General features: G+C 66.5%; 24 protein-coding genes, 1 tRNA gene and 1 pseudogene. 20 read left to right on the top strand and 6 right to left on the bottom strand.

What is annotated here, in order from left to right; translation table 11 throughout:
* Window positions 1-131: 131 nt before the first annotated feature.
* Complete coding sequence (locus CLU95_RS05220) at window positions 132-1,412, top strand: ANTAR domain-containing protein (protein WP_099791055.1); 1,281 nt, start codon at window positions 132-134, stop codon at window positions 1,410-1,412.
* Between the two features lie 25 nt (window positions 1,413-1,437).
* Here the strand turns inward: CLU95_RS05220 and CLU95_RS05215 are convergent, their stop codons facing one another.
* From CLU95_RS05215 to CLU95_RS05200, 4 genes are all read right to left on the bottom strand, one after another.
* Window positions 1,438-2,247 (bottom strand): ABC transporter ATP-binding protein, encoded by an 810-nt coding sequence (locus CLU95_RS05215; protein ID WP_099791053.1) that lies wholly within the window; start codon window positions 2,245-2,247, stop codon window positions 1,438-1,440.
* Window positions 2,244-3,170: a nitrate ABC transporter permease gene (ntrB, locus tag CLU95_RS05210; protein WP_099791051.1), complete on the bottom strand. Its 927-nt coding sequence runs from the start codon at window positions 3,168-3,170 to the stop codon at window positions 2,244-2,246. The genes CLU95_RS05215 and ntrB overlap by 4 nt, the downstream gene beginning before the upstream one ends.
* 13 nt (window positions 3,171-3,183) lie before the next feature.
* A complete protein-coding gene (locus CLU95_RS05205) occupies window positions 3,184-4,431 on the bottom strand; it encodes a CmpA/NrtA family ABC transporter substrate-binding protein (protein WP_099791049.1) in 1,248 nt (415 codons plus the stop codon).
* A gap of 318 nt (window positions 4,432-4,749) precedes the next feature.
* Window positions 4,750-6,012, bottom strand: a complete 1,263-nt coding sequence (locus CLU95_RS05200; protein ID WP_099791047.1) for a nitrate regulatory protein — start codon at window positions 6,010-6,012, stop codon at window positions 4,750-4,752.
* 100 nt (window positions 6,013-6,112) lie between these two features.
* Between CLU95_RS05200 and tsaD the strand changes: the two genes are divergently transcribed.
* On the top strand, window positions 6,113-7,174 hold the full coding sequence (tsaD, locus tag CLU95_RS05195) for a tRNA (adenosine(37)-N6)-threonylcarbamoyltransferase complex transferase subunit TsaD (RefSeq protein WP_099791045.1): 1,062 nt from the start codon (window positions 6,113-6,115) through the stop codon (window positions 7,172-7,174).
* Here the strand turns inward: tsaD and CLU95_RS05190 are convergent.
* Both CLU95_RS05190 and CLU95_RS05185 read right to left on the bottom strand, forming a co-directional pair.
* A complete protein-coding gene (locus CLU95_RS05190) occupies window positions 7,110-7,877 on the bottom strand; it encodes an alpha/beta hydrolase (RefSeq protein WP_099791043.1) in 768 nt (255 codons plus the stop codon). The genes tsaD and CLU95_RS05190 overlap by 65 nt on opposite strands.
* A gap of 190 nt (window positions 7,878-8,067) precedes the next feature.
* Entirely contained in the window at window positions 8,068-8,439 is a 372-nt protein-coding gene (locus CLU95_RS05185; protein WP_099791041.1) for an Hsp20/alpha crystallin family protein, read from the bottom strand.
* 127 nt (window positions 8,440-8,566) lie between these two features.
* On the opposite strand from CLU95_RS05185, the gene CLU95_RS05180 reads away from it, so the two are divergent.
* From CLU95_RS05180 to nuoH, 18 genes and pseudogenes are all read left to right on the top strand, one after another.
* Window positions 8,567-9,850 carry a branched-chain amino acid ABC transporter substrate-binding protein gene (locus tag CLU95_RS05180; RefSeq protein WP_099791039.1) on the top strand — a complete coding sequence of 428 codons (1,284 nt, stop codon included), beginning with the start codon at window positions 8,567-8,569 and terminating at the stop codon, window positions 9,848-9,850.
* Window positions 9,851-9,896: 46 nt separating this feature from the next.
* A pseudogene (locus CLU95_RS05175) lies at window positions 9,897-11,130 on the top strand (pyridoxal phosphate-dependent aminotransferase).
* An 11-nt stretch (window positions 11,131-11,141) separates the two neighbouring features.
* Entirely contained in the window at window positions 11,142-11,942 is an 801-nt protein-coding gene (locus CLU95_RS05170) for an AraC family transcriptional regulator (RefSeq protein ID WP_099791037.1), read from the top strand.
* A 98-nt stretch (window positions 11,943-12,040) separates the two neighbouring features.
* A complete protein-coding gene (locus CLU95_RS05165) occupies window positions 12,041-13,051 on the top strand; it encodes a DMT family transporter (RefSeq protein ID WP_099791035.1) in 1,011 nt (336 codons plus the stop codon).
* Entirely contained in the window at window positions 13,048-13,314 is a 267-nt protein-coding gene (rpsO, locus tag CLU95_RS05160) for a 30S ribosomal protein S15 (RefSeq protein WP_056579564.1), read from the top strand. The genes CLU95_RS05165 and rpsO overlap by 4 nt, the downstream gene beginning before the upstream one ends.
* Before the next feature lie 204 nt (window positions 13,315-13,518).
* The gene (gene pnp, locus CLU95_RS05155; protein ID WP_099791033.1) at window positions 13,519-15,846 is read left to right on the top strand and encodes a polyribonucleotide nucleotidyltransferase; all 2,328 of its coding nucleotides are present in this window, start codon (window positions 13,519-13,521) and stop codon (window positions 15,844-15,846) included.
* 91 nt (window positions 15,847-15,937) lie between these two features.
* Complete coding sequence (locus CLU95_RS05150; RefSeq protein ID WP_099791031.1) at window positions 15,938-16,936, top strand: NAD(P)H-quinone oxidoreductase; 999 nt, start codon at window positions 15,938-15,940, stop codon at window positions 16,934-16,936.
* Between the two features lie 13 nt (window positions 16,937-16,949).
* Entirely contained in the window at window positions 16,950-17,714 is a 765-nt protein-coding gene (gene tpiA, locus CLU95_RS05145) for a triose-phosphate isomerase (RefSeq protein WP_099791029.1), read from the top strand.
* A 38-nt stretch (window positions 17,715-17,752) separates the two neighbouring features.
* A complete protein-coding gene (gene secG, locus CLU95_RS05140; protein WP_099791027.1) occupies window positions 17,753-18,163 on the top strand; it encodes a preprotein translocase subunit SecG in 411 nt (136 codons plus the stop codon).
* A gap of 119 nt (window positions 18,164-18,282) precedes the next feature.
* Window positions 18,283-18,367, top strand: a tRNA-Leu gene (locus CLU95_RS05135).
* Window positions 18,368-18,434: 67 nt separating this feature from the next.
* The gene (locus CLU95_RS05130) at window positions 18,435-18,794 is read left to right on the top strand and encodes an NADH-quinone oxidoreductase subunit A (RefSeq protein ID WP_099791025.1); all 360 of its coding nucleotides are present in this window, start codon (window positions 18,435-18,437) and stop codon (window positions 18,792-18,794) included.
* Window positions 18,795-18,809: 15 nt separating this feature from the next.
* Window positions 18,810-19,289: a NuoB/complex I 20 kDa subunit family protein gene (locus CLU95_RS05125; protein WP_007837763.1), complete on the top strand. Its 480-nt coding sequence runs from the start codon at window positions 18,810-18,812 to the stop codon at window positions 19,287-19,289.
* 13 nt (window positions 19,290-19,302) lie between these two features.
* Window positions 19,303-19,914, top strand: a complete 612-nt coding sequence (locus tag CLU95_RS05120; protein WP_099791023.1) for an NADH-quinone oxidoreductase subunit C — start codon at window positions 19,303-19,305, stop codon at window positions 19,912-19,914.
* A gap of 5 nt (window positions 19,915-19,919) precedes the next feature.
* A complete protein-coding gene (locus tag CLU95_RS05115; RefSeq protein ID WP_099791021.1) occupies window positions 19,920-21,173 on the top strand; it encodes an NADH-quinone oxidoreductase subunit D in 1,254 nt (417 codons plus the stop codon).
* Between the two features lie 10 nt (window positions 21,174-21,183).
* Entirely contained in the window at window positions 21,184-21,726 is a 543-nt protein-coding gene (locus tag CLU95_RS05110) for an NADH-quinone oxidoreductase subunit NuoE family protein (protein WP_099791019.1), read from the top strand.
* The gene (gene nuoF, locus CLU95_RS05105) at window positions 21,726-23,066 is read left to right on the top strand and encodes an NADH-quinone oxidoreductase subunit NuoF (protein ID WP_099791017.1); all 1,341 of its coding nucleotides are present in this window, start codon (window positions 21,726-21,728) and stop codon (window positions 23,064-23,066) included. The genes CLU95_RS05110 and nuoF overlap by 1 nt, the downstream gene beginning before the upstream one ends.
* Window positions 23,067-23,086: 20 nt before the next feature.
* A complete protein-coding gene (nuoG, locus tag CLU95_RS05100; protein ID WP_099791015.1) occupies window positions 23,087-25,258 on the top strand; it encodes an NADH-quinone oxidoreductase subunit NuoG in 2,172 nt (723 codons plus the stop codon).
* Window positions 25,255-26,331 carry an NADH-quinone oxidoreductase subunit NuoH gene (nuoH, locus tag CLU95_RS05095; protein ID WP_099791013.1) on the top strand — a complete coding sequence of 359 codons (1,077 nt, stop codon included), beginning with the start codon at window positions 25,255-25,257 and terminating at the stop codon, window positions 26,329-26,331. Before nuoG ends, nuoH begins: the two co-directional genes overlap by 4 nt.
* Window positions 26,332-26,348: the final 17 nt, after the last annotated feature.

Below are 26,348 nucleotides of genomic sequence, written 5' to 3'. Positions count from 1 at the left end.
CCTGCAGCCTCATCACCAAAGCGGTGCTTCGTTACACCGCACTCCATCCAATGCAAGAGGCGTGCCCGCGAAATTGCGTGGGTGTGCGCGCGGGCGTCGCCTATGCTTGCCGGGCCTTTCGACACCCCGCCATGACGTCCCTTCTGCTTGTTCTTCCCCCTGATATCGACGCCCGCGCGCCCCTGCCGGAGCCGCTCGTGCAGGGGCTTGCGCAGGCGGGCGCCACGGTGCTCGGGCGGGCCACCTGCCACACGCTGGTGCAACAGGTGGGCGTGCTCGCACCGCAACAGGTCCTGGTCCATTGGCCCGGGCCGGCCCCGCTGCAACTGCTGTGCGACGCGCTGCAGGGGTGGAGCGGCGTGCCGCCGTGCGCGGTGAGCGTGGTGGGGGCGCCGCTGGCCGGCGAACAGCACGAGGCACTGGTCGCGCTCGGCGTGCAGGCGTGGGCACCGCTCGATGCGTTGTCGCTCCCCGCACTGCTCGCCCGGGCGCAGGCCCGATGGACACGCGAAGCCGCACTGCGCACCGAGCTCGACAACCTGCGCACGCGCATGGACGAGCGCAAGTGGGTCGATCGCGCCAAGGGCCTGCTGATGTCCGCGCGCGGCATCGGCGAAGACGAGGCTTTCGGCCTGCTGCGCGGCGCCGCGATGCACGCCAACCTGCGCCTGGGCGAGGTGTCGCGCTCGGTCATCGAGGCCGCGCAGTGGGCCGAGGCGATCAACCGGGCGGGCCAGCTGCGCATGCTCTCGCAGCGGCTGGTGCGCGTGGCGGCACAGCTCGCGGCGGGGATCGACGCGCAGCGTGCGCGCGTGCTGCGCACGCAATCGACCGAGCGGGTGCAGCAGACGCTGGATCATCTGACCGCCCTCGAACTGGGCCCGGTCGGCGTGCAGGCGCTCGGCGAGGTGCAGGCCGCGTGGAACGAGCTGGCCGCGCTGCTGGGCGCCAAGCCCGCGGCGCAGGGGCTTGCAGCGATCGATGCGCGCGGCGAGGCCTTGCTGTCGGCGGCCGAGGCCCTGACGGATGCGCTGGAAGCCTCGGGTGCTCGGCGCGCGCTGCGCATCGTCAACATCTGCGGACGGCAGCGCATGCGTGCGCAGCGGCTGGCCAAGGACGCGCTGCTGGCCTCGACGCTCGCGGCCGGTGCCTCGCGCGACCGGCTGCTGCCGACCATGCACGAGTTCGAAGCCGCGCTGCTGGAGCTGGAGCGCGCGCCGCTCAGCTCGCCCGAGATCCGCGCCGGGCTGGTGAGCGCGCGCGACGAGTGGCTGCGCCTCGTCGGCGGCGTGCAGGCGCTCGACAGCCCCGAAGGGCGCGCCACGCTGGTGCGTTCCAGCGAGGCGCTGGTCGACACGTTCGAGCGCCTGACCGGGTGGTACGAGCACAGCCTGCAGGTCATCATGTCCTGACGCCCGTGGTGCTGCGCCTGCCGGATCAGGCCGCGGCCTTCTCCACATGCGCCTGGCGCGTGTAGAGAAAATCGATCACCGCCTTGCGCGCGTGCACATAGGCCGGGTCTTCGGCCAACGCCACGCGGTTGCGCGGGCGTGCGATGTCCACCGTCAGCACGTCGCCGATGGTGGCGGCCGGGCCGTTGGTCAGCATCACGATGCGGTCGGACAGCAGCACGGCCTCGTCGACGTCGTGCGTGACCATGACGACCGTGCTGCGCGTCTTCTGCACGATGGCGAGCAGCTCGTCCTGCAGCTTGGCGCGGGTGAGGGCGTCGAGCGCGCCGAAGGGCTCGTCCATCAGCAGCACCTTGGGCTCCATCGACAGCGCACGCGCAATGCCCACGCGCTGCTTCATGCCGCCCGAGATTTCGCCGGGCCGCTTCTGCGCCGCGGGCGTGAGGCCCACCAGCGCGAGTGCCGCGTCGGTGCGTTCGCGCAGCTGTGCCTTGCTCTCGGTGGCCGCGAACACGCGCTCGACCGCGAGGTACACGTTCTCGAAGCAGGTGAGCCAGGGCAGCAGCGAGTGGTTCTGGAACACCACGGCGCGCTCGGGGCCCGGGCCCTTGATCTCCTTGTTGGCGCACAGCAGCACGCCCTGCGTGGGCGTGGTCAGCCCGGCAATGAGGTTCAGCAGCGTCGACTTGCCGCAGCCCGAGTGCCCGATGAGCGTGACGAACTCGCCCTTGGCCACGTTCAGGTTCACGTCGCGCAGCGCGACGAAGCGGCCCTTGGGCGTCTTGAAGGCTTGCTCGACCCCGTGGATCTCGATGTACTTCGAATCGTCGTTCATGACTTCACCTCTTCGAACGTGAATGCGGTGGCGAGCTTGATGAGCGCGAACTCCAGCACCAGACCGACGATGCCGATCACGAAGATCGCGATGATGATGTTGGCGACGTTGAGGTTGTTCCACTCGTCCCACACCCAGAAGCCGATGCCGACGCCGCCCGTGAGCATCTCGGCCGCGACGATCACCAGCCACGCGGTGCCCACGGCCAGCCGCACGCCCGTGAGCATGTAGGGCAGCACGGCGGGAAAGAGGATCTTGGTGAGGATCTTCCATTCGCTGAGGTTGAGCACCTTGGCCACGTTCATGTAGTCGCTGGGCACGCGCTGCACGCCCACGGCGGTGTTGATGACCATCGGCCAGATCGAGCAGATGAAGATGGTCCAGATCGCGGCCGGGTTGGCGCCCTTGAACACCAGCAGGCCGATGGGCAGCCAGGCCAGCGGCGACACCGGGCGCAGCAGGCTGATCAGCGGGTTGAACATGCGCGAGAGGAACTCGAAGCGCCCGATGGCAAAGCCGGCCGGAATGCCGACCGCCGCCGCGAGCCCGAAGCCCAGCGCCACGCGCTGCAGCGATGACAGCACGTTCCAGCCCACGCCCTGGTCGTTCGGGCCCTTGCTGTAGAACGGGTCGCTGAACACCGTGAGCGCCTGCTGCCAGGTGGCGAGTGGCGTGGGGAAACCGGTGGTGCTCTTCATGGCCACGATCTCCCAGACCAGCACCAGCAGGCCGAAGCCCAGGAACGGCGGGAGCACGCGCATCCAGAAGGCGCGCAGGTCGAGGGGCGTGCGTGGCTTCTTCTCTTTCTCCGCGCGGGGGAGCGGGGCGGCCTTGGCGTGGGCCGCACCCTCACCCCGGCCCTCTCCCGCATGCGGGAGAGGGAGGGATGCGTTCAGGGGCGAGTGAAAGACAGCGCTGACCATGGTGTGTTTCTCCTCAGACATGCAACTTGAACGAGTCCGCGTACTTCTTCGGGTCCTTGCCGTCCCAGACGGTGCCGTCGAAGAGCTTGCTGCTGCGCATCGTGTCCTTGGGCACGGGCGTCTGCGTGGCGGCGGCGGCCTGCTTGTAGATGTCGATGCGGTTGATCTCGGTGGCCACCTTCAGGTAGTCGGGGTGCTCCTTCAGCAGGCCCCAGCGCTTGTGCTGCGTGAGGAACCACATGCCGTCCGACAGGTACGGGAAGTTCACGGCGCCGCCGTTGTAGAACTTCATGTGGTTGGGGTCGTCCCAGCTCTTGCCCAGGCCGTTGGTGTAGCGGCCCAGGATGCGCTGGTTGATGGCGTCCACGCTGGTGTTGACGTAGCTCTTGTCGGCGATGGTTTCGGCCATCTTGTTCTTGTTCTGCAGGCCGGTGTCGATCCACTTGCTGGCCTCGAGGATCGCGGCGGTCACGGCGCGTGCGGTGTTCGGGTACTTCTTGGTGAACTCCGCGGTGCAGCCGAGCACCTTCTCGGGGTGGTCCTTCCAGATGTCCTGCGTGGTGATGGCCGTGATGCCGATGCCGTCCATGATGGCGCGCTGGCCCCAGGGCTCGCCCACGCAGTAGCCGTCCATGTTGCCCACGCGCATGTTGGCCACCATCTGCGGGGGCGGCACGGTGATGTTCTTCACGTCCTTGAACGGATCGATGCCGGCCGAGGCGAGCCAGTAGTACAGCCACATGGCGTGCGTGCCGGTGGGGAAGGTCTGGGCGAAGGTGTATTCGCGCTTCTCGGTGGCGATGAGTTTGGCGAGCGAGGCGGCATCGACCGCACCCTTGTCGGCCAGCTTCTTCGACAGCGTGATGGCCTGGCCGTTGTTGTTCAGGGTCATGAGCACGGCCATGTCCTTCTTGGGGCCGCTCAGGCCCAGGTGCATGCCGTAGACGAGGCCGTAGAGCACGTGCGCCATGTCGAGGTCGCCGTTGGAGAGCTTGTCGCGCACGCCGGCCCAGCTGGCTTCCTTGCTGGGCACGATCTTCACGCCGTACTTCTTGTCGATGCCCAGCACCGAGGCCATCACCACGCTGGCGCAGTCGGTCAGCGGGATGAAGCCGATCTTCACTTCTTCCTTTTCCGGCTTGTCCGATCCCTGGGCCCAGACAGCGGCGCGCAATGCGGGGTCGATGCCCACGGCGCCGAGGGCGGCGGCTTGCAGCACGCGGCGCCGGCTCAGTTTGGTTTTCAGCAGCAGATCGGACATGGGCGGGGCTCCAGAAGTGAAAGACAAAAACGAAAAGGCGTCCGCACCGCGCAGGGGCTGCTCGTGAACGAGCCCGTGCGGGATGGGGACGCCTTTGTCCGGTTCGGTGGGCCGCACCCGCCGTTGGGTGCAACCTGCCTTGAGACCTTGCGGTCCGTGAGAAGGTCTACGCAAGCGACGTGCCAGCCTGACCTGGCAGTGTTTTGCTATGGAAAGGGGAGCTGATGCCGCCCGTGGGGCAAGGAGAAGGTCCGATCCGGCCCGGAAACTTCGGCGACGCACAACTGTTGTGCGCTGCACCAATCCAAGCGGCCCGGGTCAGCGCCGCGGTGCAGGTTCGAGCGGCAGGTAGTCGGCCATGGCCAGCATCGACTCGGCCACGTCGACGAGGCGGCGCTTCTGGTTCATGGCGGTCTGGCGCAGCATCTTGTGCGCCTCGGCCTCGCTCAGGCGCCGGTGCGCCATCAGCAGGCCCTTGGCGCGCTCGACGATCTTGCGTTCGTTGAGCGAGGCACGCACGGTGTCGAGTTCGTCGCTCATGGCCTGCAGGCGCTGCGACTGCTCCTGGACCATGTCGAGCACCGAGCGTTCGAGGTGGCGCCCGAGCTGCGCGGGCGTGGCGTCCTGTGCTTGAGCATCGTCGAAGAACAGCGCGCCGCCGGCCTGCGGGGCCAGCGTGCCGAGCAGCTGCCGGTAGGCGGCCAGCTCGCTGCGCGCCTGCGCGGTCTTGTGGTCGCACAGCGCGCGCAGGTCGGCCGAGAGGCGGTTCTCGACCGTCTGCATGGCGTCGATGCGCCGGGTGCAGCAGTCGAACCAGGCCTGGCTCAGCAGCGCGTCGGCCGGCACCGACGTGGCGCCCTTGCGGCGCAGGCGTTCGAGTTCGGCCAGCACGGCGTCGGACTGGCTGTCGTGCCAGAGGGTGCGCACCGCGTCGCCCGAGAAATCGGTGAACACCTGGAAGCAGCGCTCCTGCGACTCGATGAGGTGCCGCCACTGCTGGCGCTGCGCCTCGTCGCCGCGGCCCAGCGCGAGCGCTGCGGCGCCGAAGGCACGCTCCTGGCCCGCGAACTCCTTGCCCTGCATGAAGTTGAACATCGCCACCAGCAGGCGCGAGATCTCGGGGTCGGTGGCGCCGTCGGCCGCCTCGAACACCACGGCCAGCAGGCCGGCCACCAGCTTGGCGAAGGCGGCCACGGCCTGTGCCGGCTGGAGCTCGAGCGCGTCGATGCGCTGGCGCAGCGCGGGCAGGGCGTCCAGGCCGGGCAGCACCCAGGCGATGCGGCTGAACAGGCGCGCACCGTGGCCGGCACCCACCACGCGGTGGTGCTCGGCCTCGAGCCGGTCGAAGCCGGCGCGCACCTGCTGCTCGAGCGCAAGGCATTCGGCGATCTGCGGACCGCGCTGGTCGGCGAAGCGCCCGCCGTGCGAGGCCAGGAACACGTTCGACATGCCGCGCTCGCGCTGCAGCGCATGCACGAGCCGCCCGATCGCACCGACCAGTTCGCTGGTGCGCGCGAGCTGGTCCAGCGCGTCGATCTCGCATCGGCGCGCGGCGATCAGGAAGCTCAGGCCGGAAGTCATTCGTGGGGGAGTGGGTGGAGCGCACGTCACTCGTGCAACTTCCGTGCCTCGCTTGCCCCTTCGCGGGCGCCGCCGACGGGCGGCCCCTACACTCGGCGCCATGCTCTTGTTGGGAATCGAATCATCCTGCGACGAGACCGGCGTGGCGCTGGTCGAGTCGCACGGCGACGCGCTGCCGCTGCTGCGTTCGCACGCGCTGCACAGCCAGATCGCCATGCACCAGGCCTACGGCGGCGTGGTGCCCGAGCTGGCCAGCCGCGACCACATCCGCCGCGTGCTGCCGCTCACCGAAGCCGTCATGGCCGAGGCCGGGCGCTCGCTCGCCGAGATCGACGTGGTGGCCTATACGCGTGGCCCGGGCCTGGCCGGCGCGCTGCTCGTGGGCGCGGGCGTGGCCTGCGCGCTCGGCGTGGCGCTGGGCAAGCCGGTGCTGGGCGTGCATCACCTCGAAGGGCACCTGCTGTCGCCGTTCCTGAGCGCCGACCCGCCCGAATTTCCGTTCGTGGCGCTGCTGGTGTCGGGCGGCCACACGCAGCTGATGCGGGTCGACGGCGTGGGCCGCTACGAACTGCTCGGCGAAACCATCGACGACGCGGCCGGCGAGGCCTTCGACAAGAGCGCCAAGCTCATGGGCCTGCCGTACCCCGGCGGCCCCTGGCTCGCGAAGCTGGCCGAAGAGGGCGATGCCGCGGCCTTCAAGCTGCCGCGCCCGCTGCTGCACAGCGGCGATCTCGACTTTTCGTTTGCCGGCCTGAAGACGGCCGTGCTCACGCAGGCCAAGAAGCTCGGCGACCAGCTCGACGTGCGCAAGGCCGACCTGGCCGCGTCCACGCAGGCGGCCATCGTCGAGGTGCTGTTGAAGAAGTCGCTCGCGGCGCTCGACCAGACCGGCCTGAAGAGGCTGGTGGTGGCGGGCGGCGTGGGGGCCAACAAGAACCTGCGCGAGCAGCTGAACGCGGCGTGTGCGAAGCGCAAGGTGCGCGTGCACTACCCCGAGCTGCACCTGTGCACCGACAACGGCGCCATGATCGCCATGGCCGCGGCGATGCGGTTGCAGTCGGGCCTGTCGCAGGCCTCCGAGCGTTATGCCTTCGACGTCAAGCCGCGATGGCCGATGGCATCGCTGATGACGCCCGAGGCGCCACAGCCGGAAACCGCATAGCCGGCGCGCGTGCGCCGCGCACCAGCGCGGGCAGCGAGGGCAGCGGCAGCACGTCGAGCACATTGCGCCAGAGCTGGCGCCATTCGGGCCAGTCGTGGCCGCCTTCGGTGGTGAATACGCGCCCCGGCGGCAGGGCGTCGGCCAGCAGCTTGTGGTTGCTGGCAAAGCGGTCGGCCAGGCCGAAACCCAGGTACAGCGGCGGCAGGTCCTTGGAGGGCCTTGGCGCCAGGTACTGCTGGAAGAAGGGCCAGAGCTTGCGATCAGGCTCCTCGTCGGGCTGCGGCCCGGTGGGGGCCTGCCAGGTGCGCAGGCCACCGGCCTTCTTGATCTCCGCGCCGAGCACGCGGCGCCCGAGGTAGGGCGCCAGCGCCACGATGCCGTCCACAGAGCCCGGCCGCGCCAGCTCATGGATCAGCGCACCGAAACCGCCGATGGAAATGCCGACCAGCCAGATCGAGGTGTAGCCCTTGGCCCGCTGGGGCTCGATGACGTCGGCGTGCAGCCGCTCGCTCAGGGTCTGGTCGTAGTAGTAGGAGACGTCCGCATCGACCAGCAGTGCGTCGGCTGCGAGGTGCCGCTCGCGCACGGCACTGATGAAACCCTCGCGCTCGAACTCTTCGGGTTTGAGGTAAGCCCCTGGCAGGAAGATCAGGAGCGTGTCGGACCGTTGGTTGTCATTGGCTGACTGCAGGTGCGTTTTCATGGTGCCTTGAGGCACACCCGCTGTCCGCACCGCCCGGGAACTCGATGCGTTTACGAGATGCCCACGAAGAAGAAAGTACTAATAAATCGTCACATCATGTGACGTTATCCAGCAGTATTGTGAATACGACGCTTGTTTAAAGTCAAAACAAGCTGTCACTAACATTTTCTTCGTGGGGGCATCGCTCGGACTAGTTGATCTGCAAGTGCGAAACCTGGCTCGCCGGCACCAATTTGCCGAGCTTCAGGGTCAGCACGCCGTTCTCCAGTTTGGCTTCGCTGGTGGCCAGGTCGATGGCTTGCGGCAGCTCGTAGGCGAGCTTGATCTGGCGCTTGGCTTCGGCCTTGCTTTCGATGCGGACCACGGCGCCTTCGATGGCCACCGACAGGTCTTCACGCGACAGGCCGGGCACGTCGAGCGACAGGGTCCAGCTCTTGTCGTCCTGCTCGATCAGGGGCGAGCGGCGGGCGCCGGCAAAAGCCTCGTTCACGAAGCGCTCGAAAGCACGGTCGTGGGCACGGGGAGCGAAATGCGCGCTGCGGTGGGTGGGGGTGAAGAACATGGCGAAAACTCCAGGGTGAATGAACACAATGGGGACATGGAATGTGTGTCCCTTACACTGCGCGGCCTTTCCATCGTGAGTGCCGCTTGACACCTCATCTAGGCGCATCGGCACGCGTTTCAAGACAATGAAAACCCCCTTTATTTGGCGCCGCCAGGCCTTGAAATTCGCAGCGGCGGCGCTATGCGCGACCCCGTTCGCCGGCTTCGCGCAGGCCCCGCAACCCGCCCCGATCCGGCTGGCGCTCATCGAGAGCATGAGCGGCCCCTTCGCCAACACCGGCGAGGCCGTGTTTCGCAACCTGCTGTGGGCCGTGGAGCGCGTGAACGCACGCGGCGGTGTGAAGCTGCCGGGCGGTGCGCGTCCGCTGCAACTCGATCGCTACGACAGCAAGGGCCAGAACGAAGAGGCGCTGTCGGCGCTGCGCGCGGCCATGGACGACGGCACCCGCATCGTGCTGCAGGGCAACTCGTCGGTGACGGCGGCGGCGCTGATCGATGCCATCGACAAGAACAACGAGCGCGACCCGTCGCGGCGCGTGATCTTCCTGAACTACTCGGCCGTCGATCCGGTGCTGACGAACGAGCGTTGCAGCTTCTGGCACTTCCGCTTCGACGCCCATGCCGACATGCGCGTGGCCGCGCTGATGGACGTGGTCAAGGACGACGCGGCGCTCAAGCGCGTCTACCTGATCGGCCAGGACTACAGCTTCGGCCAGGCCGTGCTGCGCGAATCGCGCCGCCAGCTTGGCGTGCAGCGCCCCGACGTGGAGATCGTCGGCGACGAACTGCACCCGATGGGCAAGGTGAAGGACTTCGCGCCCTACGCCACCAAGATCCTCGCCAGCGGCGCGCAGGCGGTGATCACCGGCAACTGGGGCAACGACCTCACGCTGCTCGTGAAGGCCGCGCGCGAAGCCGGTTTCAACGGCAGCTTCTACACCTTCTACGGCAATGCGCTGGGCGCGCCGGCCGCCATCGGCGACGCGGGCATCGGCCGCGTGGTTGCCGTGGCCGACTGGCTGCCGAACGTGCAGACGCCGCAGTCCGAAGCCTTCTACCGCGCCTTTCGCACGCGCTTTCCACGGCCGGCCGACGACTACGTGCACATGCGCATGCAGTTGCTGGTCGAGTCGCTCGCGCAGGCGCTGGAGCGCGCGGGCAGCGCCGAGGCCGTGCCGCTGGCGCGTGCGCTTGAGCAGGCCGACGTGAGCCTGTACGGCCAGCGCGGCCGCATGCGCGCGGCCGACCATCAGTTCCAGCAACCGCTCGTGGTGGGCGTGATGGACAAGCAGGGCAAGCCCGGCGTGCAGTTCGACGTCGAGGGCTCGGGCTACGGCTTCCGCGTGATCAAGACGATCGCGCCCGAGCGCGCAGAGCAGCCCACCTCTTGCAAGATGAAGCGCCCTTGAATCGCCTTTGAGGCGCACGACCCCGACAGCACAGGAACCCCCAGACATGCGTGAAGCCATCCACCACCTCGAAGCCTCGAAGATCCGCGAAGTCGCCAATGCCGGCATGGGCCGCGACGACGTGCTCGCCTTCTGGTTCGGCGAGAGCGACGAGGTCACTCCCGAGGTGATCCGCCAGGCGGCCATCGAGTCGCTGCAGCGCGGCGAAACCTTCTACGCGCACAACCTCGGCCTGCCCGAGCTGCGCGAAGCCATTGCGCGCTACACGAGCCGCCTGCACCCGGCCGTCGATGCCTCGCGCATCGCCGTCACCTCGGGCGGCGTGAGCGCGCTGATGCTCGCGGTGCAGGCGCTGGTCGACGCGGGCGACGACGTGGTCGCCGTCACGCCCGTGTGGCCCAACCTCACGGCGCAGCCGGCGATCATGGGCGCGCAGGTGCGCACCGTGTCGCTGGTGCCGGTGAACGGCCAGTGGACGCTCGACCTGCCCGCATTGCGCGCCGCGGTCACGCCGAAGACGAAGCTGCTGATCGTCAACGCGCCGAACAACCCCACGGGCTGGACGATGACGCGCGACGAGCAGCAGGCCGTGCTCGACCACTGCCGCGAGACCGGCACCTGGATCCTGGCCGACGAGGTGTACGAGCGGCTGTACTTCGAGCCGAGTCCGGCGCCGAGCCGCCTCAAGGCGGACTCGCCCCCCGGGGGGAGGGCGAAGCCCTCGGGGGGAACTTGACTCGAATGGCTGTGCGCCGAGCTTCCTCGACATCTCGACGCCCGACGATCGCCTCGTCGTGACGCACAGCTTCTCGAAGAGCTTCCTCATGACCGGCTGGCGCCTCGGCTGGCTGGTGCTGCCACCGGCGATGGTCGACGGCATCGGCAAGCTGATCGAGTTCAACACCTCGTGCGCGAGCGTGTTCACGCAGCGCGCCGCCATCGCCGCGCTGGAGCACACGGCGGACATCACGCCGCGCGTGGTCGCGCACCTGAAGCAGTGCCGCGACACGCTGGTGCCGCTGTTGGCAGCGGTGCCGGGCGTGCAGGTGGCGCCGGCCAAGGGCGGCATGTACGCCTTCTTCCGGCTCGAAGGTTTTGGCGATTCGCTCGAACTCGCCAAGCGCCTCGTCGCCGAAGCGGGTCTGGGGCTTGCGCCGGGCAACGCCTTCGCGCCCGAGGCGCAGGGCTGGCTGCGCTGGTGCTTCGCGTCGAAAGACCCGCAGCGGCTGGTGCAGGGCGTCGAGCGGCTGCGCGGCTGGCTGGCGAAGCAGGCGCGCTGAGGCTTTCCGGCATGGCATCGAGGTCCGCGCCCGTCGATGCCGTGCGCATCCGCGGCTCGGCACTGCCGGGCCTGCAGGCGATTGCGGCTGAATCGAGCCGCAGTTTTCCGCGCCACATGCACGACGTGTTCGGCATCGGCGTGATGGACCGCGGCGGGCAGCGCTCGGCCAGCGGGCGCGGCGCGGTCGAGGCGGTGCGCGGCGACGTCATCACGGTGAATCCGGGCGAGGTGCACGACGGTGTTGCGATGCGCGGTGAAGCGCGGGCCTGGCGGATGCTGCATCTGGCGCCTGCGCTGCTGTCGGAGGGCGTGCCGCCGGGGTTCGAGTTGACGCGGCCTGTGTTGAGCGATCCGGCGCTGCGGCAGGGCTTCGACCGGCTGTTCGCGGCCGTTGTCGAGGGCGACGACGCGCTGGCGCTGGAGCAGGGCGTGTTGCAGCTGCTGCGCGATGCGCCCGGCGCGCGGGCTCCTGAGTCGCCGAAACGCGTGGCACCGGCGGCGATGGAGCGCGCACGTGCACGCATCGCCGACGACTGCATCCATGTGCCCACGCTCGCCGAACTGGCACGCGAGGCCGGCCTGAGTCGCTACCAGCTGCTGCGCGGTTTCGCGGCCGCCTTCGGGCTGCCGCCGCATGCCTGGCTGCAACAGTGCCGGCTGTCGCGCGCCCGTCGGCTGATCGCACAGGGCAGGGCGCTGGCCGATGCCGCGGCTGGTGCTGGCTTTGCCGATCAGAGTCACATGACGCGGGCCTTTGTGCGCTTTCTGGGCTTCACGCCCGGGGCGTATGCGGCGGCGCGCTGCGGCTGAATCTTTCCTTCCCTGCAATTTCGTTCAAGACCGCCGGTGTCCCGGCGGGAGACGCTCGTCTCTTTGTGGTTGCCAGCGCAATCGAAAGGCGAAGAAACATGTCGGAACGAAGCAAGGGAATGTGGCTGTGCGCGCTCGCGATGGTCACGGTCGGCAGCACGGTGGTCGCGAGCAAGCTCATCGCGAGCGGCTTGCCGCCGTTCACGGCGACCGCGCTGCGCTTTGCGCTGGCGCTGCCCGTGTTCGTGGCGCTCATGGGGTTCATGCGCGCCCGCTGGCCGCGGCCCGATCGCCACGACGCCGCGCTACTGCTGTGCCAGGCGGCGGCGGGCAGCGTCGGCTACACGGTGCTGCTGATCCTGGGCGTGCGCTGGGCACCGGCCGCCGATGCGGGCGTGGTGACCGGCACGCTGCCGGCCATGGCCGCGCTGGTGGCCGTGCTGGCGCTGCGCGAGCGGCCGGGGCGCTACCTGGTGGGCGGGATCGTGCTCGCGAGCCTGGGCGTGCTGGCGATCACGCTGCGCCCGGGCGGAGAGGGCGGCGAGCGCACGTCGACCGCGCTGCTCGGCAACCTGCTGGTGCTGGGCGCGGTGGCGCTGGAGTCGCTGTTTATCCTGCTCAACAAGCGGCTGCGCGTGCCGCTGGCGCCGCTCGTTCAGTCGACGGCGATGGTCGCGCTGGGGCTGCTGCTGTCCGTGATTCCGGCGCTGCTGGAGCGGGCCTGGCTTCAGCCGGTGCCGGCCGAGGCGCTGGCCGGGGTGGCCTATTACGCGCTGGTGCCGACGGTGGCGGGCTTCCTGCTCTGGTACGCGGGCGCCGCCCGGCTGCGGGGCGCCGAGGCGGCGTTGTTCACGGCGCTGATGCCGGTGTCGGCGCTGGTCCTGGCCGCGTGGTGGCTGGGGGAGGCGGTTGGTTGGCCTCAGGTTGCCGGCGCCGCCTGTGTGCTGGGGGCCGTGGGGCTGGTTTCGCTCGACGGAAGGCGGCGGGAAGGAGCGGTCAAGCCGGCCGATGTATACTCCCAAAGCTTTGCATGCCGCAAGGCGCACGGTGAGGGCAGTTCCAGTGCTCACCGCAAGTCAAACATCCCGGAACAAGGAAATTCAACATGATCGCAGCCTCCATCAAGGCCGAAGTTGTCAAAGACAACGCCCGTGCAGCCAACGACACCGGCAGCCCTGAAGTGCAAGTCGCACTGCTGACCGCCCGTATCAACGAGCTGACCCCCCACTTCAAGACGCACGCCAAGGACCACCACGGTCGTCGCGGCCTGCTGCGCATGGTCAGTCGCCGTCGCAAGCTCCTCGACTACCTCAAGTCCAAGGACGCCGAGCGTTACACCGCGCTGATCGCCAAGCTGGGTCTGCGCAAGTAATTCGAATCGCATGAAAAAACGCCTGGGTTAGTCCGCTAGCTCAGGCGTTTTTTACTTCGCGATCCACTTTCGGAGTGCCCAACAGAGCGAAGCTGTGTCATTCCAATGAAGTTCGCCCCGAGCTTCGCTGGAATGGCATCGTGTTCTGAGCAGCCTCCGCCCTTTGCGAATCCTGTGTGATTCGCTATCAAAATAGGAGCAACAATGAGCCTCTTCAACAAAATCACCAAGTCCTTCCAATGGGGCGACAAGACCGTCGTCATGGAAACGGGTGAAGTCGCCCGTCAGGCCAATGGCGCCGTGCTGGTCGACATCGACGGCACCGTGATCCTGGCGACCGTGGTCGCTTCCAAGTCGGCCAAGCCCGGTCAAGATTTCTTCCCGCTGACCGTCGACTACATCGAGAAGACCTACGCCGCGGGCAAGATCCCCGGCAGCTTCTTCAAGCGCGAAGCCAAGCCCAGCGAGCACGAAACGCTGACCAGCCGCCTGATCGACCGCCCGATCCGCCCGCTGTTCCCCGAAGGCTTCCTGAACGAAGTGCATGTGGTCATCCACACCGTGTCGCTGAACCCTGAAGTCGACGCCGACATCGCCGCCATGATCGGCGTGAGCGCCGCCCTGTCGATCTCCGGCATCCCGTTCAGCGGCCCGATCGGTGCCGCCCGCGTGGGCTACATCAACGGCCAGTACGTGCTGAATCCGGGCCAGACGGCCCGCAAGGATTCGCAGATGGACCTCGTCGTCGCCGGCACGCAAGCTGCCGTGCTGATGGTCGAGTCCGAAGCCCAGCAACTGAGCGAAGAAATCATGCTCGGCGGCGTGGTGTTCGGCCACGAACAAGCCAACATCGCGATCAACGCGATCCATGACCTCGTGCGCGACGCCGGCAAGCCGGAGTGGGATTGGAAGGCGCCTGCCGAAGACGAAGCCTTCGTCGCCAAGGTCAAGGGGCTGGCCGAAGAAAAGCTGCGCGCTGTCTACCAGATCCGTAGCAAGCAAGCCCGCACGCAAGCCCTGCGCGAAGCCAATGCCAGCGTGATGGCATCGCTGAAGGAAGGCGGCGAGCCTTTCGACGCCGGCAAGGTCAACGACCTGCTGTTCTCGATCGAATCGAAGATCGTTCGCAGCCAGATCCTGTCGGGCGAACCCCGCATCGACGGCCGCGACACGCGCACCGTGCGCCCCATCGAAATCCGCAACTCGGTGCTGCCCCGCACCCACGGTTCGGCCCTGTTCACGCGCGGCGAAACGCAAGCACTGGTCATCACCACGCTCGGCACCGAACGCGATGCACAGCGCATCGACGCGCTGGCCGGCGAGTACGAAGACCGCTTCCTGTTCCACTACAACATGCCTCCCTTTGCCACCGGCGAAGTGGGCCGCATGGGCTCGACCAAGCGCCGCGAAATCGGCCACGGCCGCCTGGCCAAGCGCGCGCTCGTCGCTGTGCTGCCGACCAAGGAAGAATTCCCGTACACCATCCGCGTGGTGTCGGAAATCACCGAATCGAACGGCTCCTCGTCGATGGCTTCGGTCTGCGGCGGCTGCCTCTCGATGATGGACGCCGGCGTGCCCATGAAGGCGCACGTGGCCGGTATCGCCATGGGCCTGATCAAGGAAGACAACCGCTTCGCGGTGCTGACCGACATCCTGGGCGACGAAGATCACCTGGGCGACATGGACTTCAAGGTGGCCGGCACGACCAACGGCATCACCGCGCTGCAGATGGACATCAAGATCCAGGGCATCACCAAGGAAATCATGCAGGTCGCACTGGCACAGGCCAAGGAAGCGCGCATGCACATCCTGGGCAAGATGCAAGAAGCGATGGGCGAGGCCAAGGCCGAAGTCTCCAGCTTCGCGCCACGCCTGACCACGCTGAAGATCAACCCCGAGAAGATCCGCGACGTGATCGGCAAGGGCGGCTCGGTCATCCGTGGCCTGCAGGAAGAAACCGGCACGACGATCAACATCGACGAAGACGGCACCATCACCATCGCCTCGACCGATCCGGAAAAGGCCGAATTCGCCAAGCGCCGCATCGAGCAGATCACCGCTGAAGTCGAAATCGGCAAGGTCTACGAAGGCCCGATCACCAAGATCCTGGACTTCGGCGCACTGGTCAACCTGCTGCCCGGCAAGGACGGCCTGCTGCACATCAGCCAGATCGCGCACGAGCGCGTCGAGAAGGTGACCGACTATCTGAGCGAAGGCCAGATCGTGAAGGTCAAGGTTCTCGAGACCGACGAAAAGGGCCGCGTCAAGCTGTCCATGAAGGCCCTGACCGAGCGTCCGGCCGGCATGGAATACAGCGAGCGCCCGCCGCGTGAAGACCGCGGCGATCGCGGTGACCGTGGTGGCGACCGCCGTGAGCGTTCGGACCGTGGCGATCGCGGCGGCGACCGTGGTGGTGATCGTGGCGAGCGCGCACCGCGCTACAACGACCAGCAGCAACAGCCCCGCGGCGAGCAGCAACAGCAGCCCGCCGGCGAGTCGCAGCAGCAAGCGCCGCGCGAACCGCAGGAGTAAGCAGTGAGGCGCGACGGCCTGGTGTCGTCGCCTCTCGTGGACAGCCACTGATGCCCGCCCCTGTGCGGGCATCCGAGTCTCGGAGACCCCCATGAAAGCCATTGAGATCACTTCGTACGGCGCCCCCGAGGTGCTGCGCGTCGCTGCACGTCCCGACCCGGTGGCGGGCGAGGGCGAGCTGCTGATCCGCGTGGCGGCCAGCGGCGTCAATCGCCCGGACGTGCTGCAGCGGATGGGGCATTACCCGGTGCCGCCCGGTGCTTCCGACCTGCCGGGCCTCGAAGTGGCCGGCGAGATCGTGTCGGGCGACGCCAAGGCGCTGGCCGAGGCGGGCTTCAAGGTCGGCGACCGCGTGTGCGCACTGGTCGCCGGTGGCGGCTATGCCGAGCTGTGCGTGGCGCCTGTGGCGCAATGCCTGCCGGTGCCCAAGGGGTGGAGCGACATCGAGGCGGCCTCGCTGCCCGAGACCTTCTTCACTGTCTGGAGCAATGTGTTCGAGCGCGGCCGCCTGCAGAAGGGCGAGACGCTGCTGATCCAGGGCGGCTCGAGCGGCATCGGCGTCACGGCGATCCAGATCGCCAAGGCGCTCGGTGCGACCGTGATCGTCACGGCCGGCAGCGACGACAAGTGCGAAGCCTGCCTGAAGCTGGGGGCCGATCACGCCATCAACTACCGCACGAGCGATTTCGTCGAAGTGGCGAAGCAGCTCACGGGCGGCAAGGGCGTGGACGTGGTGCTCGACATGGTGGCCGGCGACTACGTGGCGCGCGAGATCGAATGCCTGGCCGAAGACGGTCGGCTCGTGATCATTGCAGTGCAGGGCGGTGTGAAGAGTGAGATCAACGCGGGCCTCGTGCTGCGTCGGCGGCTCACGATCACTGGCTCGACGTTGCGTCCGCGGCCGGTGGCGTTCAAAGGTGCCATCGCCAAGGCGCTGCGCGAGAAGGTCTGGCCGCTGCTTGAAAGCGGCGCGGTCAAGCCCGTGATCCACAGCACCTATGCGGCAGCAGGTGAGCCTAGCGGCGCGGCCCAGGCTCACACCCTGATGGAATCGAACCAGCACATCGGCAAGATCGTGCTGACTTGGTGAGACGAACAACGCGATGACAACCTTCAAGAAACTGATTGCCGGTAACTGGAAGATGAATGGCGGCCTGGCCGCCAACGAGGCGCTGGTGAAGGCCCTGCAGCAAGGGCTGGCAACCAGTCCTGCGGCATGCGGTGTTGCACTGTGTGCGCCTGCGCCGTACTTTGCCCAGCTGCAATCGCTGCTGGCGGACACGCCGTCGCTGGCGCTCGGTGCGCAGGACATCTCGGCGCACCCGCAAGGTGCGTTCACCGGCGAGCAGTCGGCGGCGATGCTGAAGGAGTTCGGCGTGCGCTATGCGATCGTCGGTCACTCCGAGCGTCGCCAGTACCACGGCGAAACCGATGACACGGTGGCGGCCAAGACGGCGGCCGCGCTGGCGAATGGCATCACGCCGATCGTCTGCGTCGGCGAGACGCTGGCACAGCGCGAAGCAGGGCAGACCGAAGAGGTCGTCAAGCGTCAGCTGGCTGCGGTGATTCATCTGAATGGCCACTGCATCAGCGAGATCGTCGTGGCCTACGAGCCGGTCTGGGCCATCGGCACGGGCAAGACGGCCTCGCCGGAGCAGGCGCAGGCGGTGCATGCCGTGCTGCGTGCGCAACTGCACCATGCGGCGAGCGAGCATGCTGCGGGCATCAAGATTTTGTACGGCGGCAGCATGAACGCGGCGAATGCCGCCGAACTGCTGGCGCAGGCCGACATCGACGGCGGCCTCATCGGTGGCGCCTCGCTCAAGGCGCCCGACTTTCTGCAGATCATTTCTGCCGCTGCACGCTGATCGCGGCAACGGCAGCCATCACTTAGGAGTAAGAACGAATGAACGTGGTCCTCAATCTTCTGGTCGGCGTGCAAATGCTGGCGGCGCTGGCAATGATCGGCCTGATCCTGATCCAGCACGGCAAGGGCGCCGACATGGGCGCGGCCTTCGGCAGCGGCAGTGCGGGCAGCCTGTTCGGTGCCAGCGGCAGTGCCAACTTCCTTTCGCGCACGACGGCCGTGCTGGCTGCGGTGTTCTTTGCCTGTACGCTGCTGCTGGCTTACTTCAGCCACGCACGTCCTGCGGGCGGTGGCAGCCTGCTGGAGCGCGCAGCCGTAGGCGCACCTGCCACGCCGGCCGCTCCCGCGACTGGCGCTGCGGGCGAAATCCCTGCTGCAGCAGCACCTGCCAAGGCCGCTTCGGCGCCTGCAGCACCCGTTTCGGGCACTGGCCAGATTCCGGCCAAGTAATCAGGTTGTTTTCATGCAGCCGTCTGTGAGAAACGGCTTCATTTCAGGGTAAACTCTAAATCTGTTCAGAAAGCCAAATGCCTCAACGGCACCTCATGCCATCTGGACAGTTTAAAACCGCGGTCGTGGTGAAATTGGTAGACACGCTATCTTGAGGGGGTAGTGGCGAAAGCTGTGCGAGTTCGAGTCTCGCCGACCGCACCAAATATCACCGGCAGAAAATCTCTATCCAGAGGCTTTTCTGTCGGTGGCAAGCGGTGAAAATTTCTCGATGAACCTCGATTCCTACCTTCCCGTCCTTTTGTTCATTTTGGTCGGGGTCGGCGTAGGCGTCGCCCCGCAAGTCATCGGATACATCCTTGGGCCCAATCGGCCCAATGCTGCGAAGAACGCTCCCTACGAGTGCGGCTTCGAGGCCTTCGAGGATGCGCGCATGAAGTTCGACGTGCGCTATTACCTCGTCGCGATTCTCTTCATCCTCTTCGATCTCGAAATTGCCTTTCTCTTTCCGTGGGCCATTGCGCTCAAGGAAATCGGCGCTGTTGGCTTCTGGGCCATGATGATCTTTCTCGCCATCCTCGTCGTGGGCTTTGTCTACGAGTGGAAAAAAGGCGCGCTCGACTGGGAATGACAAGGAAGCAACACGATGGCCATTGAAGGCGTTCTCAAAGAAGGCTTCGTCACCACGACCTACGACTCGGTCGTGAACTGGGCGAAGACCGGATCTCTCTGGCCGATGACGTTCGGTCTCGCATGCTGTGCGGTCGAAATGATGCACGCGGGTGCTGCCCGCTACGACATCGACCGTTTCGGTATGTTGTTCCGACCCAGCCCGCGTCAGTCCGATCTGATGATCGTGGCCGGCACGCTGTGCAACAAGATGGCGCCCGCGCTGCGCAAGGTCTACGACCAGATGCCCGAGCCGCGCTGGGTGCTCTCGATGGGCTCCTGCGCGAACGGCGGCGGCTACTACCACTACAGCTATTCCGTGGTGCGTGGCTGCGACCGCATCGTGCCGGTCGACGTCTACGTGCCGGGTTGCCCGCCCACCGCTGAAGCACTGCTGTATGGCGTGATCCAGCTGCAGCAGAAGATTCGCCGCACCAACACCATTGCCCGCGCCTGAGAGATTGCCGACGATGACTGACTTTGCAATTTCGCCGGAGGTGCTGCGCGCCACCATTGCCGAGGCGCTCGGCGCCAAGGCCAAGAGCGTGACGCTCGCACTCGAAGAAGTGACCGTCGTGGTCGGTGCCGTCGACTACATCGATGCAGCAACGCTGCTGCGCGATGCGCCCGGCTGCCGCTTCGAGCAGCTGATCGACCTCTGCGGCATGGACTATTCCGACTACCGCGAAGGCGAGTGGCAGGGCGATCGCTACTGCGTTGTCTCGCACCTGCTCTCCGTGAGCCTCAACCAGCGCGTGCGCCTCAAGGTGTTCGCGCCGAATGAAGACCTGCCCGTAGTCGATTCGCTCCAGCCTGTCTGGAGTGCCGCCACCTGGTTCGAGCGCGAAGCCTTCGACCTGTACGGCATCGTGTTCGACGGCCACGACGATCTGCGTCGCATCCTGACCGACTACGGCTTCATCGGCCACCCGTTCCGCAAGGACTTTCCGGTGTCGGGTCACGTCGAAATGCGCTACGACGAAGAGCAGAAGCGCGTGGTCTACCAGCCGGTCTCGATCGAGCCGCGCGAAATCACGCCGCGCGTGATCCGCGAAGACAACTACGGCGGCGGTTTGCACTGACAGATATGGCCGAAATCAAGAACTACACACTCAACTTCGGTCCCCAGCACCCCGCAGCACACGGCGTGCTGCGCCTGGTGCTCGAGCTGGACGGCGAAGTGATCCAGCGTGCCGACCCCCACATCGGCCTGCTGCACCGCGCGACCGAGAAGCTCGCCGAATCGCGCACCTTCATCCAGTCGCTGCCCTACATGGACCGCCTCGACTACGTGTCGATGATGTCCAACGAGCACGCCTACTGCCTCGCCATCGAGCGGATGATGGGTCTCGATGTGCCGATCCGCGCGCAATACATCCGCGTGATGTTCGCCGAGATCACCCGCCTGCTGAACCACCTGCTGTGGCTCGGCGCGCACGGTCTGGATTGCGGCGCGATGAACATGCTCATCTACTGCTTCCGCGAGCGTGAAGACCTGTTCGACATGTACGAGGCCGTGTCCGGCGCGCGCATGCACGCGGCGTACTTCCGTCCGGGTGGTGTCTACCGCGACCTGCCGGATTCGATGCCGCAGTACAAGGTCAGCAAGATCAAGAACGCGAAGGCGATCGAGCGTCTCAACGAAAACCGTCAGGGTTCGCTGCTCGACTTCATCGACGACTTCTGCAAGCGCTTCCCGAAGATGGTCGACGAGTACGAAACGCTGCTCACCGACAACCGCATCTGGAAGCAACGCACCGTGGGCATCGGCGTGGTCACGCCGGAGCGTGCGCTGAACTTGGGCTTCACCGGCCCGATGCTGCGTGGCTCGGGCGTCGAATGGGACCTGCGCAAGAAGCAGCCCTACGACGTCTACGACCAGATGCTGTTCGACGTGCCCGTGGGCAAGACCGGCGACTGCTACGACCGCTACCTCGTGCGCGTGGAAGAAATGCGCCAGGCCAACAAGATCATCCAGCAGTGCTCGGCATGGCTGCGCGTGAATCCGGGTCCGGTCATCACCGACAACCACAAGGTTGCTGCGCCCGCGCGCGAATCGATGAAGGCGAACATGGAGGAGCTGATCCACCATTTCAAGCTCTTCACCGAAGGCTTCCACGTGCCCGAAGGCGAAGCGTATGCCGCCGTCGAGCACCCCAAGGGCGAGTTCGGCATCTATCTCGTGAGCGACGGCGCCAACAAGCCGTACCGCCTGAAGATCCGCGCCCCGGGCTTCCCGCACCTCGCTGCCCTCGACGAAATGTCGCGCGGCCACATGATCGCCGACGCTGTCGCGGTGATCGGCACGATGGACATCGTGTTCGGCGAAATCGACAGGTGAGAAAGAGCGAATGACGACTTCCTCAACCCATCACCATGACGCGGTGCCTTCGGCGCCGTTGAAGGCCGCCATCCTCGAGCGCTTTGCGCGCGAGGTCGCGAAGTACCCCGAAGCTGGCAAGCAGTCGGCCGTGATGGCCTGCCTCGCCATCGTCCAGCAGGACGAAGGCTTCGTGAGCGTGCAGCGCGAGCGCGAGATCGCCGCCTACCTCGGCATGGCGCCCATCGCCGTGCACGAAGTGACGACCTTCTACAACATGTACAACCAGCATCCGGTGGGCAAGTTCAAGCTCAACGTGTGCACCAACCTGCCGTGCCAACTGCGCGACGGCGTGACCGCGCTGGTCCATCTCGAGAAGAAACTCGGCATCAAGATGGGCGAGACCACGGCCGACGGCCTGTTCACGCTGCAGCAGAGTGAATGCCTCGGCGCCTGCGCCGATTCGCCCGTGATGCTGGTCAACGACCGCACCATGTGCAGCTTCATGAGCAACGACAAGCTCGACCAGCTCATCGACGGTTTGCGCAGTGCCAAGCCAGGGGAGGCTTCGTGATGGCGCCCGAACAGGTTCTCTCGCAATTCCAGGCCACCGGTGTTCAGACCTGCTTCCATGACCGCCACATCGGCGCTCAGATCTATGCAGGCCTCGACGGCACCAACTGGCATCTGGCCGACTACGAAGCGCGCGGCGGCTACCAGGCGCTGCGCAAGATCCTCACCGAGGGCCTGACGCCCGACCAGGTGATCGCCGAAGTGAAGGCCTCGGGCCTGCGTGGCCGTGGCGGCGCCGGTTTCCCGACCGGTCTGAAGTGGAGCTTCATGCCCCGCCAGTTCCCGGGCCAGAAGTACCTCGTCTGCAATTCGGACGAAGGCGAGCCCGGCACGTGCAAGGACCGCGACATCCTGCAGTTCAACCCGCACATCGTGATCGAAGGCATGGCCATCGCCGCGTATGCGATGGGCATCAGCGTGGGCTACAACTACATCCACGGCGAGATCTTCCAGAGCTACGACCGCTTCGAGGCCGCCCTCGAAGAGGCACGCGCCGCCGGCTACCTCGGCGACAAGATCATGGGCAGCACGTACAACTTCCAGTTGCACGCCGCCCACGGCTTCGGTGCCTACATCTGCGGTGAAGAAACCGCACTGCTCGAATCGCTCGAAGGCAAGAAGGGCCAGCCGCGCTTCAAGCCGCCGTTCCCGGCGAGCTTCGGCCTGTACGGCAAGCCGACCACCATCAACAACACCGAGACCTTCGCGGCGGTGCCCTGGATCATCCGCAACGGTGGCCCGGCCTACCTCGAGTGCGGCAAGCCGAACAACGGCGGCACCAAGATCTACTCGGTGAGCGGTGACGTCGAGCTGCCCGGCAACTACGAAGTGCCGATGGGCACGCCGTTCTCCAAGCTGCTCGAACTGGCTGGTGGCGTGCGCAAGGGTCGCACGCTCAAGGCCGTGATTCCCGGCGGCTCGTCGTCGCCGGTGCTGCCGGCCGACATCATGATGGCCTGCACCATGGACTACGACTCCATCGCCAAGGCCGGCTCCATGCTGGGTTCGGGCGCCGTGATCGTCATGGACGACAGCCGCTCGATGGTCGAGTCGCTCAAGCGCCTCTCGTACTTCTACATGCACGAGTCCTGCGGCCAGTGCACGCCGTGCCGCGAAGGCACGGGCTGGCTCTACCGCGTGGTGGACCGCATCCACAACGGACAGGGCAAGCCCAGCGACATGCAGCTGCTGGACTCCGTGGCCGGCGACATCATGGGCCGCACCATCTGTGCGCTCGGCGATGCGGCGGCCATGCCCGTGCGCGCCATGATCAAGCACTTCCGCCATGAGTTCGAGGCCCTGATTCCGGGCCACGTCCCGACGGCGCCCGTCAAGGCCTGAGTGCGAGAAGAAACACAGACATGATCGAAATCGAACTCGACGGCAAGAAGGTCGAAGTGACCGAAGGCAGCATGGTGATGCATGCGGCCGAAAAGGCGGGCACCTACATTCCGCACTTCTGCTATCACAAGAAACTCAGCATCGCGGCCAACTGCCGCATGTGCCTGGTCGACGTGGAAAAGGCGCCCAAGCCGATGCCGGCCTGCGCCACGCCCGTCACGCAGGGCATGATCGTTCGCACCAAGAGCGACAAGGCCATCAAGGCCCAGCAGTCCGTCATGGAGTTCCTGCTGATCAACCACCCGCTGGATTGCCCCATCTGCGACCAGGGCGGCGAGTGCCAGCTGCAGGATCTGGCCGTCGGCTACGGCGGTTCTTCTTCGCGTTACGAAGAAGAAAAGCGCGTCGTGTTCCACAAGGACGTCGGCCCGCTGATCAGCATGGAAGAAATGAGCCGCTGCATCCATTGCACGCGCTGCGTCCGTTTCGGCCAGGAAGTGGCCGGCGTGATGGAGCTCGGCATGTCGCACCGCGGCGAGCACTCCGAAATCGAAACCTTCCTCGGCGACTCGGTCGACTCCGAACTGTCGGGCAACATGATCGACATCTGCCCGGTCGGCGCGCTCACGAGCAAGCCGTTCCGCTACAGCGCCCGCACCTGGGAACTGTCGCGCCGCAAGTCGGTGAGCCCGCACGACTCCACCGGTGCCAACCTGATCGTCCAGGTCAAGAACAACCGCGTGATGCGCGTGGTGCCGCTCGAGAACGAAGACGTCAACGAATGCTGGATTGCCGACCGCGACCGCTTCTCGTACGAAGCGCTCAACGGCACGGAACGCCTGACCCAGCCCATGCTGAAGCAGGGCGGCCAATGGCAGCAGGTCGACTGGCAGACGGCGCTCGAGTACGTCGCCAACGGCCTCAAGCAGATCAAGACCGACCACGGTGCGCAAAGCATCGGCACGCTGGTCAGCCCGCACAGCACGCTCGAAGAGCTGCAGCTCGCCGCCATGCTCACGCGTGAACTCGGCAGCGACAACATCGACTACCGCCTGCGCAACGCCGAATTCACGGCCTTCGAAGGCGTGCGCTGGCTCGGTACGTCGATCGCCTCGCTCACGCAAGTGCAGCGCGCGCTGGTCGTCGGCTCGAACCTGCGCAAGGAACACCCGCTGTTCGCTCAGCGCATCCGCCAGGCCGTGCGCAAGGGCGCCGCGCTGTCGGTGATCACCTCGTCCAGCCTCATGGCCGACCGCGGTGCCTGGGCCATCGACGTGGCGCAAGCGGCCATCGTCGAAGCCGACCAGTGGGTCGAGGCGCTGGCCGCCGTGGCCGCTGCCATCGGCCAGACCAACGGCGCTGCCGCACCGCTGGCACCGAAGAACGCGCCCGACGCCGCCGCACAAGCCATCGCAGCCTCGCTGCTGAGCGGCGAGCGCAAGGCGATCCTGCTCGGCAATGCCGCCGCGCACCACGCGCAAGCCAGCAGCCTGCTGGCCCTCGCGAACTGGATCGGCGCACAGACCGGCGCCACCGTCGGCTACCTGACCGAAGCGGGCAACACCGTGGGCGCACAGCTCGTCGGCGCCTTCCCGCAGAACGGCGGCCTCGACGCCGGCCGCATGCTCGCCGCCGGCTCCGGCCTCAAGGCCGTGCTGCTGCTGAACACCGAGCCGGTGTTCGACTCGGCCGCCGGTGCTGCCGCCGCCGATGTCATCGGCAATGCGCAGATGGTGGTCACGCTGAGCCCCTTCAAGGCCAACCTCGAATTCAGCGACGTGCTGCTGCCCATCGCCCCGTTCACCGAAACGCCCGGCACCTTCGTCAACGCGGAAGGCCGTGTGCAGGGTTTCCATGCCGTCGTGAAGCCGCAAGGCGAAACGCGTCCGGCCTGGAAGGTGCTGCGCGTGCTGGCGAACCTGCTCGGCCTGCCGGGCTTCGCCTTCGAATCGACCGCCGAGGTGCTCTCCACCATCGGTGACAAGGGCACCGTGCCGGCGAATGCGCTGAGCAACGCCACGTCCGCCAGGGCTGTCGCGGCCAGCGGCGCCGTGGCTGCGCCCGTGGTCGCGAGCATCTATCAGCTCGACTCGATCGTGCGTCGCGCACCGTCGCTGCAGCTGACCGCCGATGCGCGCAACGCATCGACCGCACCGGGTGCACCGGCGCGTGCCGAGGAGGCACTGGCATGATCGACGCAATTCATGGCTTCGGCTTGGGGCTGGTCGCCGCAGGCTGGTGGACCGCCGTCGTCTGGCCCGTCATCTGGACGTTGATCAAGATCATCGTCGTCGTGATCCCGCTGATGGGCGCCGTGGCGTACCTCACGCTGTGGGAACGCAAGGCCATCGGCTTCACGCAGATCCGCGTGGGCCCGAACCGCATCGGGCCGCTGGGCCTGTTGCAGCCGATCGCCGACGCGCTCAAGCTGATGACCAAGGAAATCATTCTTCCGACGGTCGCCAACAAGGGCCTCTTCCTGCTCGGCCCCATCATGACCATCATGCCGGCGCTCGCCGCATGGGCCGTGATTCCCTTCGGCCCGGATGTGGCGCTGGCCAACATCAACGCCGGCCTGCTGTTCGTGATGGCCATCACCTCGCTCGAGGTGTACGGCGTGATCATCGCCGGCTGGGCCTCGAACTCGAAGTACGCCTTCCTGGGCGCGCTGCGCGCCTCGGCACAGATGGTGAGCTACGAAATCGCGATGGGCTTCTGCTTCGTCGTGGTGCTGATGGTCACGGGCAGCCTGAACATGTCCGACATCGTGACGGTGCAGGGCAAGGGCATGTTCCAAGACCTGGGCATCGGCTTCCTGTCGTGGAACTGGCTGCCGCTGCTGCCGATCTTCGTCGTCTACTTCATCTCGGGCCTGGCCGAAACCAACCGTCACCCGTTCGACGTGGTGGAAGGCGAGTCCGAAATCGTGGCCGGCCACATGATCGAGTACTCGGGCATGAGCTTCGCGATGTTCTTCCTGGCCGAGTACGCCAACATGTGGCTGGTCTCGATCCTGACCGTCATCCTGTTCCTCGGCGGATGGCTGCCGCCGTTCGAGTTCCTGAGCTTCATTCCGGGCTGGATCTGGCTGGGCCTCAAGACCTTCTGCGTGGTCACCATGTTCCTGTGGGTGCGTTCGACGTTCCCGCGCTTCCGTTACGACCAGATCATGCGTCTGGGCTGGAAGATCTTCATTCCCGTCACCCTGGTGTGGCTGGTCGTGGTCGGTGGCTGGATGCAGACGCCGTTCAACATCTGGAAATAAGCAGGAAGCGACGACAT

The organism is Variovorax sp. 54 (assembly GCF_002754375.1).
Taxonomy (GTDB): domain Bacteria; phylum Pseudomonadota; class Gammaproteobacteria; order Burkholderiales; family Burkholderiaceae_C; genus Variovorax.
The sequence above is the reverse complement of the archived record's forward strand: the minus strand, read 5'-3'. Positions and strand labels throughout refer to the sequence as shown.